The 12,833-nt window shown below is 63.3% G+C and carries 12 protein-coding genes; 5 read left to right on the top strand and 7 right to left on the bottom strand.

Annotated features, from left to right (window positions below; translation table 11 throughout):
* Positions 1 to 68: 68 nt before the first annotated feature.
* Both SG26_RS10910 and SG26_RS10915 read right to left on the bottom strand, forming a co-directional pair.
* Entirely contained in the window at positions 69 to 2,585 is a 2,517-nt protein-coding gene (locus SG26_RS10910) for an RND family transporter (protein WP_050037577.1), read from the bottom strand.
* A gap of 3 nt (positions 2,586 to 2,588) precedes the next feature.
* The gene (locus SG26_RS10915; RefSeq protein WP_050037578.1) at positions 2,589 to 4,514 is read right to left on the bottom strand and encodes a COG1361 S-layer family protein; all 1,926 of its coding nucleotides are present in this window, start codon (positions 4,512 to 4,514) and stop codon (positions 2,589 to 2,591) included.
* A gap of 204 nt (positions 4,515 to 4,718) precedes the next feature.
* Here SG26_RS10915 and SG26_RS10920 point away from each other — a divergent pair, with 204 nt between their 5' ends.
* Positions 4,719 to 5,351: a TetR/AcrR family transcriptional regulator gene (locus SG26_RS10920; protein ID WP_014039578.1), complete on the top strand. Its 633-nt coding sequence runs from the start codon at positions 4,719 to 4,721 to the stop codon at positions 5,349 to 5,351.
* A gap of 54 nt (positions 5,352 to 5,405) precedes the next feature.
* On the opposite strand, the gene SG26_RS10925 is transcribed toward SG26_RS10920, so the two are convergent.
* A complete protein-coding gene (locus tag SG26_RS10925) occupies positions 5,406 to 5,960 on the bottom strand; it encodes a response regulator (protein WP_014039579.1) in 555 nt (184 codons plus the stop codon).
* Positions 5,961 to 6,084: 124 nt separating this feature from the next.
* Between SG26_RS10925 and SG26_RS10930 the strand changes: the two genes are divergently transcribed.
* Positions 6,085 to 6,693: a hypothetical protein gene (locus tag SG26_RS10930; protein ID WP_023843132.1), complete on the top strand. Its 609-nt coding sequence runs from the start codon at positions 6,085 to 6,087 to the stop codon at positions 6,691 to 6,693.
* A gap of 76 nt (positions 6,694 to 6,769) precedes the next feature.
* Positions 6,770 to 7,057, top strand: coding sequence for a hypothetical protein (locus SG26_RS10935; RefSeq protein WP_008310747.1), 288 nt, complete (start codon positions 6,770 to 6,772; stop codon positions 7,055 to 7,057).
* On the opposite strand, the gene SG26_RS10940 is transcribed toward SG26_RS10935, so the two are convergent.
* Complete coding sequence (locus SG26_RS10940; RefSeq protein ID WP_008310745.1) at positions 7,054 to 7,905, bottom strand: NAD(+)/NADH kinase; 852 nt, start codon at positions 7,903 to 7,905, stop codon at positions 7,054 to 7,056. The two genes, SG26_RS10935 and SG26_RS10940, sit on opposite strands and share 4 nt — an antisense overlap.
* 108 nt (positions 7,906 to 8,013) lie before the next feature.
* Here SG26_RS10940 and SG26_RS10945 point away from each other — a divergent pair, with 108 nt between their 5' ends.
* Entirely contained in the window at positions 8,014 to 9,144 is a 1,131-nt protein-coding gene (locus SG26_RS10945) for a KaiC domain-containing protein (protein ID WP_050037579.1), read from the top strand.
* On the opposite strand, the gene SG26_RS10950 is transcribed toward SG26_RS10945, so the two are convergent.
* A complete protein-coding gene (locus SG26_RS10950; protein WP_014039582.1) occupies positions 9,141 to 9,854 on the bottom strand; it encodes a DUF4013 domain-containing protein in 714 nt (237 codons plus the stop codon). The genes SG26_RS10945 and SG26_RS10950 overlap by 4 nt on opposite strands.
* A gap of 157 nt (positions 9,855 to 10,011) precedes the next feature.
* On the opposite strand from SG26_RS10950, the gene SG26_RS10955 reads away from it, so the two are divergent.
* Complete coding sequence (locus SG26_RS10955; protein ID WP_014039583.1) at positions 10,012 to 10,455, top strand: universal stress protein; 444 nt, start codon at positions 10,012 to 10,014, stop codon at positions 10,453 to 10,455.
* Positions 10,456 to 10,457: 2 nt separating this feature from the next.
* On the opposite strand, the gene SG26_RS10960 is transcribed toward SG26_RS10955, so the two are convergent.
* Together SG26_RS10960 and SG26_RS10965 are read right to left on the bottom strand one after the other, a co-directional pair.
* Positions 10,458 to 10,889 (bottom strand): universal stress protein, encoded by a 432-nt coding sequence (locus SG26_RS10960; protein WP_014039584.1) that lies wholly within the window; start codon positions 10,887 to 10,889, stop codon positions 10,458 to 10,460.
* 69 nt (positions 10,890 to 10,958) lie between these two features.
* The gene (locus SG26_RS10965; protein ID WP_050037580.1) at positions 10,959 to 12,809 is read right to left on the bottom strand and encodes an ATP-binding protein; all 1,851 of its coding nucleotides are present in this window, start codon (positions 12,807 to 12,809) and stop codon (positions 10,959 to 10,961) included.
* Positions 12,810 to 12,833: the final 24 nt, after the last annotated feature.

Genomic DNA, 12,833 nt, shown 5'->3' on the forward strand with positions numbered 1-12,833 from the left:
ATAAAGGCTTCAGTGGCGTGTTTTGCTCGAACACGACCGGCGGTAGTTCTGCCGCCAGGGCCGCGGACTCAATCGTCGCCTTCGACGGGCGCGGGCGGACGCGACCGCCCGAACCCGAGTAGGCCACGAACCGACCAGTCAGCGTTGAACACCCGGTCCCAGACGACGAGGGCGGAGGGAATCACCAGGAGGGACGCGAGGAAGGCGTACCCGATTGATAACGCTGTCAGAATGCCGAACTGGCCGATCGCAGGGAACACAGCCAGGCCGAGCACACCGATGCCAAACGTCGTGGTGAGCATACTGCCAAACAGCGCGCCGCCGGTCCCGCGGACGGTCCGGTCCAGCGCCGTTTCGAGGTCGTTTTCGTCGAACTCGTCGGCGAACCGGTGGGTGACGTGGACCGAGTAGTCGACCCCCAGCCCGATAGTTATCGCCAGCATCGTCGCTGTGAGCGCGTTGAACGGGATGCTGAGCAGCCGCATTGTCCCGCCGAGCCACGCCACTGTGACGACGACGGGGATGATGTTCACGAGACCGAGCGACGGCCGCCCTTCCAGCATATTGTAGATGAGGACCAGAAACACTGACGCGCCGATAAGCGCAATCGCCAGGGACTGGATTGCGGACTCCAGAATCAGGTCCGAGACGGCCTGGAACACGACGACCGAGCCGGTTGCCGTCGCCTCGTACCGGAAGTCGTCGGCAACGTTTCTTGTATCGGCGGTCACCTCTGCGTCGGTTGCGTCCGATTCGACTGTGTAGACGACACGCGCGCTCCGGTAGTCCTCGGTGATGTACTCTAGCGCCGTACTACGGGCCGGCGAGTCGAGCAGATACTCGTAGATCTCTTCGAGGTTATCGTCCGGGACGCCGTTGTCGTTCTGGTCGTTGCGCTCGACCATCCGACGGAACTCGGGGTCGCGTTCCGCCTGGTCCTGAATGACTGTCACGATGGATGTCGAATCGGCGCGCCCGTCCTCGCGGACAAACGAGTCCGGCGGGTTGTTACCCGCCCGATACATCTGTTCGAGCGCCGCATCGTTCCGCATTGGCCCCTCTACGTACACCGTCGCCTGACTGGACTGGGTCGTGTCGAATCGCTCATCGAGGAAGTTCGTCACCTCCGTTACGGTGTATTCGCTCGGGGCGAACGGCTCCGGCAGGGCCTCGACGAAGTCCGGGTTCTCCTCGGGCGGCAGGAAGTCCTCCTGACTGAACGACGTCGAGACGCCGGTGGCGTAGTAGCTGGCGCCGACCGTGGACACGAGGATGAGAACGAGGAAGATGATCGGGGCGCGGTTCGCGATGACGACGCCGCCGCGCAACACGTCACTGAGTGCGGAATCCTCTGCACCCAGCGGCGTCTCGCTGAACGTCGGGATGGGGTAGGACTGTCTGAGCCGGTCCAGCTCCACCTTCGCGGCGGGCAGGAACACCCCGAAGATGAGGAACGTGAAGGTGATACCGACAGAGGCCACGTAGCCGAAGTCCTGAATCGGCGGCAGCGCGCTGGTGAGGTTCGCGGCGAACCCGATGACTGTCGTCCCGGTAACGATGAAGAAGGCGACAAGCAACTGGTCGGTCGTGATTCGCATCGACTTCTGGATGGACGCCCCGGTCTCGCGCTCCTCGCGATACCGGTTGACGGCGTGAATACCGAAGTCGATCCCGACCGCCAGCAACAGCGGTGGCACGGCGATGAGCATCTGCGAGAAGGGGATACCGGCAAGCCCCATGAAGCCGAACGTCCAGACGACGGCCATAAACAGCGCGAGCAGGCCAAGCGCCATGTCCGCGAGGTCGCGGTAGGCAATCGTCAGGAAAAACAGGATGAACAGCACTGCCGCGGGCACGGTCAGGATGAGCGAGTCGCCGACGACGTTCGAGAACTCGTCTGCGACGATACCGCTGCCGAACAGGGTGATGCCACCGTGGTCAGCGCTGGAGACAGTGAACCCGGCCTGTTTCTGGATGCTCGTCAGCGGACTCGAACCGCCCTGGCCTGACCCGGAGGAGATTCCGGCCGGGACCTCGTGCGTGACGACCCCGATGGTCGCCGACGCCGAGGCGGCTTTGCGGTTGAAATCCTTGCTCAGTAACGATTTGAACCGGGGGCTCTGCTCGGCCGCGCGCCCGACAGCGGAATCGATCTCACCCGGCGTCGCTGATTCGACAGCGTAGATCTGTTGTTCAGTCGTCGTCGCTTCCGGGTCTAGCTGCTGGGCGACAATGCTGGCGGCGCTTGCGGTCGACGTGACACGGAGTGCTCCGTGCTGTTCCAGCCGATGCTGTGACCTGAGCATCCGGAGCAGCGCCGGCTTCGAGAGCACGTTGTTCTCCTGCTGGATGAGCTGTGTGCTCCCTGTATCCGGCGAGAAGGTCGGCGAGAACTTGTCGTTGACCTCCTGCAGTGCCTCCTCGGCCGGAAGCCCGGTCGTAAACTGTGACGTCCCGGAGTTGGTCGAGACGCTCCCGAGGCCGGCGCTGAAGACCACCGTCACGATCAGGAAGAGGAGCACCACCTTCCGTGAATCGTGGACGATTCGGTCGTCCGCCCAATCGATGTAGCGCTGGTAGTCCATGCGTTAGCGGAACCTGAAGTAGCCGCCGATGGCCAGGGCGGCCACGAGTGCGACGCCGATAATCGCCGTCAGCGGCGAACTGCCACCGCCGGAGTTAGTCACGGAGACCGGAAGGCGGTAGGTGTCGGACACCGGCGTATCTCCGTCCGGCTCCTCGTACTGGAAGTCTACCGAGACGGGGTAGTTTTTCGTCATCGCGGCACCGCTTGCGCTGATACCGAACTCGATGGTCGTCGACTCGCCCTGGTCGAGGCTGTCGACGTACGCTTGGTCGTCCGACACGGAAATCGGTGACTCGGCGAACAGCTTTGCCTCGATATCGGTCAGTCGCTCGCCGGCGTCGTTGGTGATCGTCACTTCGAGTGTGCTGGATCCGCCAACGTCGACGGACGCGTTCGTCGTCTCGACGATGAACTCGTCAGCGCTGCCGTCGACGCTCTGCCGGATTTCGAGCGTGTCGCTCTCGCGCTGGTCGCCCTCGCTGTTGCGGTAGTTGGCGACGAAATCGAACTGTCGTGGGCCGGAGTTCGCGTTGTCCGACACGTCGGCGTCGAACGAGACGGTCGTGGACTCGCCCGGTTCGAGGTCGCCGACCGCGTACTGGGTCTCCTTCGGCGAGATGTTGTCGTGGGTGCTCGCCCAGTTCAGGACGACGTTACGGACTGTTCGGTCGCCGGTGTTGGTCAGTGACGCTTCGATGGTTCCGTCATCGCCCGCCTGGAGGGTCGACTCCACGTCGCCCATGGCGAAGGACTGTTCCGGCTCGGGCGTGAGTCCGAGCGAGATGTCGTCAGCGACGCCGGCATCGCCTTCGGGGTCGTCGTAGCTTACCGACGCCGACAGGGCGTAGCTCTGTGTCTTGGCGTCGTCGCTGGCGCTTGCGTCGACGCTCACCGTTCGCGTTTCACCGGGCTCCCAGGAGCCGACGAACTGCGACGTGGACTCGGACTGCCCGAACGTAATCGCGGTGTTCTGCGTGGCAAGCGACACTGTCGCGTCCGAGACCGTGACAGGACCGTCGTTGCGCAGCGTCACGTTGTACGTCCCGGAATCGCCGACAGCGACGTCACTGTCGGTACTTTCGACGGTGAACGTTTGCTCGGGGTCGGGCGTAATACCGAGGGAGGAGGCGGTCGTGCTCTTTCGCACCCCGTCCGTGTCGTCGAAGTCGACTTGGAGGTCGAACTGATACGGTTCGGCTCTCGTATCACCGCTCGCACCGACGCGGTACCGGAGGGTACGCTGTTCACCGGCCTCCCAGGTGTCGATAAACCGGGAGCTGCTGGCGTCGCCACCGACTGTGAGTTCGGAGTTCGTCGATTTCAGCGTTACCGAGGATTCTCGGGCCGGCTCGTCACCGGTGTTCTCGACAGTGACTGCGACCGTGCCGGTCGAGTCGACGCGCGCGTCGGAGTCGACGCTTACCACGTCAAAAGCCGCGTCGTCGTCGATGTCGAGTTCGAGTTCGATTCGTTCGGTGGTGGTCTCTTCGTCCCGTGCACCGTCGCTTTCCGAAATGTAGCTCGTGTACTCGTATTCGACGATGACAGGAACAGTGTAGCTCCCGGGACTTGCGTCGTCAGCGACGCTGATGTCGAATGAAATGGGTTGGGTCTTCCCTTCCGGGACGGAACCCACAGCCTGTTTGCTCGTTGTCACCGTAATCGGGGCGTCACCGTCGTTGACTTTGACTGTGGTCCCGCGGGCGGTCGTCACCTCGCTGCTCTGGACACCCTGGGTCGAAGACCCGGAGTCGATCGTGCCGCTGTTGACGAGGACGACGTCGAGTGTCGTCTCCTCACCGGGCGTGACGGTATTATCGACGAACGTTGCGTCGAAGTCGGGGCTCCCGGTTACGGCGGCGATCGCCGTTCCGGATGCCATGAGCAATGCGACAACTGCCAGCGTCAGTAATGTTCGTGGTTTCATGCGTAGGGACACTTCGGACATTCCTTGCCGTTGTTTCTGTCTGGAGCGGACGTCATGCTTGGGAGATCGGGATATGTACCCACATACGTCTGTGCAGACTCCCGCCCGAACCGTGTACATCGAACGAACGTTCGGTCGCCTATCAACGTTGTGGTTCCGTAACAGTGGGAAGATATTTACTGCCCGAACGAATATTCGGTCGGGATGACTGATGGAATTCCGTTCGCCGGGGAGCCAGCGGACTCGCACGAGGCGATAATGCGGGCCACGTTCCGTGCCCTCCGGGAATACGGGTACGCCGGACTTTCGATACAGCGAATCGCGGACGAGGCCGACCTCAGCAAATCGACGTTTTATCACCACTTCGACGGCAAGGAGGACCTCCTGCTGTCGTTCCAGGAGTTCATCCTCACGGAATTTAACCGCATCTTTCAGGTCGAATCGACCGGCGACCCCGAACAGGACATCAAGACGTTTGTCAGCCTCGTTCTCGACGATTTCCCGGACTGCGTCGAAACGCCGGACAAGAACGCCGTCCTCGGGTCGTACGTCGAGATGCGCGCCCAGGCGGTCCAGAACCCGGACTTCCGCGAGAAGTTCACTGAGACGGACGAGCTGTTCGCCCGGCAACTCGTACAGATCATCGAGGACGGCATCGAACAGGGCGTCTTCGCCGACGTCAACCCCGAGACGGTGTCGCGGTTCATGATTACGATACTCGACGGCGTGATTCTCCAGAGCGCAACTCGCAACGACAACCCTGTCGCCGAGGTTCGGGACACTATCGACGAGTATATCGAAGAGACGCTGATTCTCGGTACCTATAGTAGCCATTGAAAATCAATGCACACCTGATCGCGCGACGGCAGTGCGATCAGTGTGTACATCGTTTCAATTGTTACTATAGCTTCGGCTGATCGACTGGTACGTCTCTTTCAGCTCCTCGAAATCGTCGTTCTCGGCGTGCAACACCCACTCCAGTTCTCTGGCCCGCTCTTTCAGCCTGGTGTACTCGTCGCTCGCCTCCAGTTGTGACGTGGATTTCTCTCGTTCCAGCACGGAGAGTTTCGAGGAGATCCGGAAGTACTCGTCGAGCCTGTCGTCCTCGTCGGGCCTGTCGAGGTGCTGGTCGAGCGCCGACAGAAGCGTCGACTGGTCGACCGGCTTCTGGAGGTAATCGTCGAAGGGCATCTCCAGAATGTTCAGGTCGGCGTCGACCGCGGTCAGCATGATGATGATGCCGTCGTACCCCCGCTCGCGCAACCGCGAAAGCACGTCGTCACCGTGCACGTCGGGCATGCGCCGGTCGAGCAACACGGCGTCGAACTCCGGGCCGGCAGCGTCGAGCGCGGCCTGGCCACTGTACGCGACAGTCGTCTCGTAGCGCTCGCCGAGTTTCAGGGCCTGCGTGTCGGCGACGTCGTGCTCGTCGTCGACGACGAGCACCCGCGGCGGGCCGCCTGTAGTTCTTGACACGGTATTACACCGTTCTAGGGCTGGCAACTGTATATGTTTTATCGGCAGCCGCCTCTCGAAAAGCGTTAACCGATGGCCCATCGAGTGTGTACTGATGAGCAAGTCGTCGGCGGGCACAGGCGGTCGACATCGCCTTGGGAGCCTCGCGGCCGTGGTCGGTTGGATAGGGGCAGGAGCGGTCGTGCTCGCCACCGTCGCGCTGGTGGTGCAGTCGGTGTTCTCGCTCGGGCTCTCGGAACAGGTCACCGTGGGCCTCGGCCTGGCGCTCGGTGGAGGACTGGGTGGCGTCTCCTATCTCCTGGTGACTGATTCGCCCGGCGAGACGACCGACGAGACGATGACGGTGTCGGCAGATGTCGACCGAACACCGGAGCCACAACCGGTCGATCTCTTCGACGGTCATCCGGACCCGGTGTTGTACTTCGCCGACGAGGGCCACGGCCCGGTCGTGCGTGCGGCCAACGAGGCGTTCGGGACCACGTTCGACGTGCCGTCCGACCGCCTCGACGGAACGGCGCTCTCCGAGGCGCTGCTCGTGGCTGGTATCGACGAAGTGGACGCCGAGACAGTCAGTACAACTGACCTCGATGTCGTGGCCCTCTCGACGGCACTCGACGAACCGAGGCAGTTCCGGCTGCGGACGGCCGGCGTCCCATCGACCGGCTACCTCCTGCTCACACCATTGGGGACGGCGAGCGATTGAACGGTCGAACGCCGCCCGCAGGTCGGCGGCGTAACGGAACTTTAAAGATTCCATCCCGGCGAAATTCTGGATAGGAATGCTCGCGTCACCGCTGCAACTCATCGATAGTTTCCTGCTGAACTACACCATCGGTGATGTCCTGCTACTCGGCTTTGTCGGTGGGCTCGTCGCAATTCTCCCACAACGGTCGCTCCGGATGCTGGGGCTGCATACGATTGCGCTGGGCGCACTGCTCGTGATTACGCCGGCGTCGGCGATGGAACCAAGCAGTGCGAGCGTCCTCGCGTCGTCGTTCCAGTACAAACTGTTCGGCCTGGTGCTGCTCGTCCTCGCACCGGTGCTGTACGCCGTCGGTCGGCGTTAGGCTAGCTTGTCCAGTGCGGTGAAGAAGTCAAGCGGCGGCCCGGCGAGCCGGACCGGTTCGCTCGCACGCGAGACCGTAATTCGCTCCGGCGGGACCACGTCTTCTCTGACCCGTCCGTCGCTGACGACGACGCCACTGTCGGCGTCTCTGAGTTCGACGACGATTTCGCTGTCGACGTCGACGACCAGCGGCGGCGTCCCCATTTCGTCTGCCATCCCGGTGATGATGAGGCCGGCCACGTCGGGATGGACGAGCGGGCCGCGTTCGCTGAGGTTGTACGCCGTCGAGCCGGTGGGTGTCGCCACCAGCACGCCGTCGGCGTGACCGGACGTGTACAGCGAGTCGTCGATGTACACGTCGAGCGTCGCCCCGCCGCCGTGACCGCGGCGCTCGCCCTGGACGACGACTTCGTTCAGCGCCGGCGATAGCTCCCAGTCGTCGCCGCTGGCCTGGAGCCGCGGCTTGGCCCGCGTTCTGGCGCTGCCGGTCTTCTGGATGTGTTCGACCTCCGCGACGACTGTCTCGACGGCTTCTTCGGGTGCGATAGCGTTCAGAAAGCCGACCTCGCCGAGATTGACGCCCAGGATCGGCGTCGACCCCGCGCCGCGGGCCGCGTACAGAAACGTCCCGTCGCCGCCGATGCTCACGACGAGGTCACAGGCGGACATCTCATCGACCGGGGCCGAATCGGGTACGGCGGCCTCCCACGCGTCGTGGTCTCCCAGCGCCCCGGCGGTCGTTTCGTCCACCACGACGGCCGCCGACGTGGCGCGCAGTCGGTCACACAGTGTACTCGCAAGCGACATGGCCCGGTCGTTGTCCCGCTGCGCGACGATACCGACAGTCATTGCCGGACGTTCCCGCCGGCCGCATATAAACCCTCTACGACGGCAATTATATCCGTCCCGACGCGTATCCACTTCCATGAGCCGTTCGTGTGGCTGGTGGTCGTGCGTATGAGCGGGGACGACGGGTCCGACGACGACTGGTTCGAAAGTGCGCTGGACGACGAGGACGGCGACAGCGAACAGACGGATACCGACGATACTTCGGCGATACAACCCGAAAGCGACGCAGCGGAGTCCACATCCGCGGACACTGGGCCGTTCGACGCCGACGGCGACGACGGGCAATCCAAGCGCAGTGGTGGCGACAGCCCCTTCGACGACGATGGGGGCACTCCCTTTAGCGAGGAGAGTGACAGCAGCCCGTTCGACGACGGCGGCGATGACCCCTTCAGTAGCGAGAGTGGTGCCTCCGATACCGACGCCGGGTCCTCCGGTGACGACGGCGGCGGTGGACTCTTCGACGACGACTTCGCCACCGCGTTCGAGTCTGCCGGCAGCGGTGACGGTGACAGCGGTAGCGACTTCGAGGAGGAGTTCGAGTCCGACATCCCGCGGGTCGACATCGGTATCGAGGGGCTCGACCAGATGATTCAGGGCGGGATTCCACAGCGCCATCTCATCGTCACTATCGGCTCGGCTGGAACCGGGAAGACGACGTTCGGGCTGCAGTTCCTTCACCACGGCCTCCGGAACGGCGAGAACGCGGTGTTTCTGACGCTCGAACAGTCCCACGACGCGATACTGGACACTGCCAGTGAACGCGGCTGGGGGTTCGAGGAGTACGAGGAACAGGGCCAGCTAGCGATTGTCGACCTCGACCCGGTCGAGATGGCGAACAGCCTCGACAACATCCGGGGCGAACTGCCGGCGCTCATCGAGAAGTTCGGCGCCGACCGGCTGGTGCTTGACTCCGTCTCCCTGCTAGAGATGATGTACGACGACCAGTCCCGGAGACGCACCGAAGTGTTCGATTTCACCCGGTCACTGAAACAGGCCGGCGTGACGACGATGCTCGTCTCCGAAGCCAGCGAGAACAACCCCTTCGCGTCCAGACACGGTATCATCGAATACCTGACTGACGCGGTGTTCATCCTTCAGTACGTCCGGTCGGACACCGGCGAGACGCGACTCGCCGTCGAGATTCAGAAGATACGGAACGCGAACCACTCGCGGGAGACGAAACCCTACGAGATAACGAACGACGGTATCTCGGTCTACCAGCAGGCCAACATCTTCTAAGCCGTCGCCGTCCCGACCGACTCCGGTTCGTCCCGCTCGTCGAGTGCGGCGTTGTAGCCGCCGGCCCAGAGGTCCGTCGCGACGACCAGCACGTAGAAGGTGGCGAACGGGCTGAGAATCACGGCGAGGAGCGAACCGAGGAACGGTATCACATTGAGCAAGTTCACCACGACGTTGACGGCGATGAACAGCGCAATCGAGACCAGCCACGGCGTCGCGTACTTCGGGGACAGGACTAACTTCCGTAGCGTCCCGAAATCGAACCCAGCACCGAACTCGCCGGTACAGGCGAAGTGGATGATGGCGGCCGTCGCCACGTAGCCGAACACCAGCGACAGGACGAACGAGATCACCAGCCCGCCGAAGAGGCCGGCCAGGCCGGCACCCGCTCCGGCGCGGGTCCCCGTCGCCATCGCGAACAGGCTGCCGCCGACGGTCACCCCGAACACGACGAGCGGGACGAGCATGTACACGATGCCGATGACCCAGGCCTTGAGGCCGCCGACGAACAGTTCGCCCCAGTCCTCGAACGCCGGCGGCTCTGTCGCCCCGTCTGCCCGTTCGCGGACTGCCTGAACGAGATAGCCGTACACGAGGATACCGGGTACGAGGAGAAAGGCGAGGAGGCTGAGAACGCCGCCGATGAGAACGGTCACGGTCCAGTCGTCGTCTTCCATGGGATATCTGAGTGTCTCTTCGAGTGATTCCATGTGTCTTGGTCACGCCCTACATAATTAGTTACAGACACCTTGCCGGGTTATTCGCTCGGCTTACCGCAGGACTGCGATGTGTCGATTCCAACACGATTCCACTCAAATCGCGCCAGCTTGCGGAACCAATAAATCACAACCGGGCGACAGGAGGGATATGGTACTACTCGTGCCCTTCGACGGTTCGGACCTGTCGAAAGCCGCGCTAACGCGGGCGATGGAGTTCGCGGACTATCGCGACGAGGACATCACTGTGCTGTCCGTTATCCCGGACGATGCGGCGTACGCGCGGGAACGCGGCTGGATCGATGCGGACGAGGTGTTCGATACTGGGACCGTCGCCGACCGAATGCGAGAGCAAGCCGAGTCGGTCGCCCCGACGGCGTCGTTCCGCTACGAGGTCCCGGAAGACGTGAGCTCGATGGCATCGACGACGACGGACATCACCCGGACCATCAGAGAAGTCGCTCACGAAGCGGGGGCCTCAATCGTGTTTATCGGCAGTGAGAACGCCGGACGGGTGTCGACACCGGTCTGTAGTGTCGGCTCACCGGTGTCGGAAGACCCCGAGTACGACGTCCATATCGTCCGGCACCCGTAGCACTATCTGACGACGGTTACGGGGACGGACGCTCGTCTGACGACGATTTCGGCGACGCTGCCCAGCAGGATGCGGGACATCCCCGAGCGGCCGTGGCTTCCCATGACGATCTGGTTGATGTCGTGTTCGTCCGCGTACTCCACGATGACCTTCGTCGGTCGCCCGACCTCGATGACGCGTTCGACGGACTCGACACCGGACTCGGCCACTTCAGCTTCGAGTTCGTCGAGCAGGTCCTCCGCTGTGGCTTTCTGTTTTTCGTACCACTCCTCGGAGAAGGATGGAATCGAGGCCTCCGCGCTGTAGCCGGCCTCTGCGGGGTTGATGACGTGCAGGAGAACGACCGTCGCGTCCGGATACTCCTCGGCCGCGAATTCACAGGCTACTGTTGCTTGATCTGAACTGTCGACCGGAACGAGGATTCGCTTTGCCATATGCCCACTTCCGCTGGGGCCGGTTTGAATCTTCGGCCCGCTGCAATCGGTGAGCGGGCCGTCGGTTTGTCAGTCTCGCCCGTGACGGGTCACACACGTCGACAGACCGATCAGTTCGACCGGTTCGGAGTTATCCGGCGAGTAGACGACCCGCTGGCCCTTCTCCATATAGGGAACCTTCGATTCGAGGTTGCTGGGAATGTTTACCGCCGAGATGGCGTCTTCGTCGCCGAGATTGAGCACCATCGTCGTGTTGATCTGCTTGAACACCGGGTCGGCGATGTCCTGGGGGTCCTGCGTGATGAGGTACAGGCCGAGGCGCTCCTTCCGGCCCTGTTTGGCGGCCTCGGTGAACTTCCCGATGACCTTGCGGCCCTGGACGCTGTCGGCGTCGGTGAGGAAGTTGTGGGCCTCGTCCATCCCGAGCACGAGCGGCGTCTCCTTGATGCGGTCGTAGTCCGGGTCGTTCGAGAGCTTCTGATCGATGAGCAGGCTGGAGACGGCCAGCACGATGGTCGATGCGGTCCGGGAGTCCGTGATGTGGTACGTCGGGATGACCGTCAGCCCGCCGTCGCGGACGAACTGCGATATCTGGTCGGTGATGGGGCGGGCGTCCTGGTCGAAGACTGCGCCGAAGCCCTGAACGCGGCGCTTGACGGCGTCGAACGTGGCCTCGTGCACGTCGCCCGCCTCGTCCAGTTCCTCCTTGAGTGCGGGGTCCCCGAGGAAGGTCCGGAAGTCGCTGTACGTCCCACTCTCGCCGTATTCGCGCTCGAACCGCGGGAGCAGCGTGTTCACCAGCGCGCCGTACTGGTTGTCGTTCAGGCTGGACCCGGCGATGAGCCAGGGGTTGTCGTGGACGAGCGAGAACGGGATGGTGAACTCCACCTGCTCGGCGCGGTGGTGGCTGGCGTTGTAGTCGGCCCCGGCCACCTTCGGAACGAAGGCGATAGTGTCGTCGTGCCCGCCGTAGGCGACGCCCTCCCGCTCGCAGCGGCGCTCAAACTCGTCGGTCATCGCGGGGTTGTCGTCGTGCATCTGGGCGTACTCGTCCTGGGGGTCGAACTGGACGACGGCGAGTTCGGGCGTGCGGCCGTCGCCCATCTCGTAGGTCCGGCCGAGATACTGCCGCAGGACGTTCTTGGAACTGTGGGTCTTCCCGGAGCCGGTCCCGCCGGCGACGAGGGTGTGGCGGAACACGAGCGGGTCGCCGGCGTCGTAGTCGTCTTTCAGCCGGTAGTCGATGGTCGGTGGTTCGGCGGCCGTTCGGACCTTCTCGCCGCCGACGGCGAGATGGCCCAGGAAGACGCCGTCCTCGGGAATCTTCAGGCCGGTCTTGATCTCGGATTTGTCGGTGGCCTCCCGGACGACGGTTTCGGGTTTGGGCACCCGGTCAGTCATCCGCCGCTTGAGTTCGCCACCGTCGCTGTACAGCACTGCAACCGGCTCAAGCTCGGCGATGAATTTGAAATCCCGCTCGTCGATGCCCCGCTCGCGCATCGCTCGCCGGGCGTGGATTTCGGTCGCGTCGTCGGCGTGGAACTCCTGTGCGTACTCCAGGGCCTTGATGCGACAGAACAGGCGCTCACCGCCTGGGTATGGGACGAGTAGATACGTGCCGATGCGCAGACGCGAGCGGTTCCGCGCGGTGACGTACGCCCGGAGGACCGTTTCCTCCGCTTCCTCGCTGATTCGGAGGCCGTTCGCCGCCGAGAGGACACCGAGGCCGGTGTCTGTGCCGGCCGGTGTCACGTCCATATCTTCGAAGTCGTCGTCTGTCGATTGTGTTGTCGGGTCGGTGCTCCCCGACGCGTCGACAGCCCGGTCGCTGTCGTCGGTCGTCTCGGCAGAATCGGCGGCCTCGTCGTCGGCCGCCGCATCGTCGCCGTCGAAATCAGTGAAATCCCCGAGGTCGGACATACCCCACTCCAGGGTAGCCGGGGA

The sequence above is a fragment of the Haloarcula sp. CBA1115 genome, assembly GCF_000827835.1.
Lineage (GTDB): Archaea > Halobacteriota > Halobacteria > Halobacteriales > Haloarculaceae > Haloarcula > Haloarcula hispanica.

Coding starts and splice junctions, on each gene's coding strand:
- SG26_RS10945 (WP_050037579.1), top strand. CDS start 8,014: ATGAGCGGGGACGACGGGTCCGACGACGACTGGTTCGAAAGTGCGCTG.
- SG26_RS10965 (WP_050037580.1), bottom strand. CDS start 12,809: ATGTCCGACCTCGGGGATTTCACTGATTTCGACGGCGACGATGCGGCG.
- SG26_RS10935 (WP_008310747.1), top strand. CDS start 6,770: ATGCTCGCGTCACCGCTGCAACTCATCGATAGTTTCCTGCTGAACTAC.
- SG26_RS10960 (WP_014039584.1), bottom strand. CDS start 10,889: ATGGCAAAGCGAATCCTCGTTCCGGTCGACAGTTCAGATCAAGCAACA.
- SG26_RS10915 (WP_050037578.1), bottom strand. CDS start 4,514: ATGAAACCACGAACATTACTGACGCTGGCAGTTGTCGCATTGCTCATG.
- SG26_RS10920 (WP_014039578.1), top strand. CDS start 4,719: ATGACTGATGGAATTCCGTTCGCCGGGGAGCCAGCGGACTCGCACGAG.
- SG26_RS10930 (WP_023843132.1), top strand. CDS start 6,085: ATGAGCAAGTCGTCGGCGGGCACAGGCGGTCGACATCGCCTTGGGAGC.
- SG26_RS10910 (WP_050037577.1), bottom strand. CDS start 2,585: ATGGACTACCAGCGCTACATCGATTGGGCGGACGACCGAATCGTCCAC.
- SG26_RS10940 (WP_008310745.1), bottom strand. CDS start 7,905: ATGACTGTCGGTATCGTCGCGCAGCGGGACAACGACCGGGCCATGTCG.
- SG26_RS10955 (WP_014039583.1), top strand. CDS start 10,012: ATGGTACTACTCGTGCCCTTCGACGGTTCGGACCTGTCGAAAGCCGCG.
- SG26_RS10950 (WP_014039582.1), bottom strand. CDS start 9,854: ATGGAATCACTCGAAGAGACACTCAGATATCCCATGGAAGACGACGAC.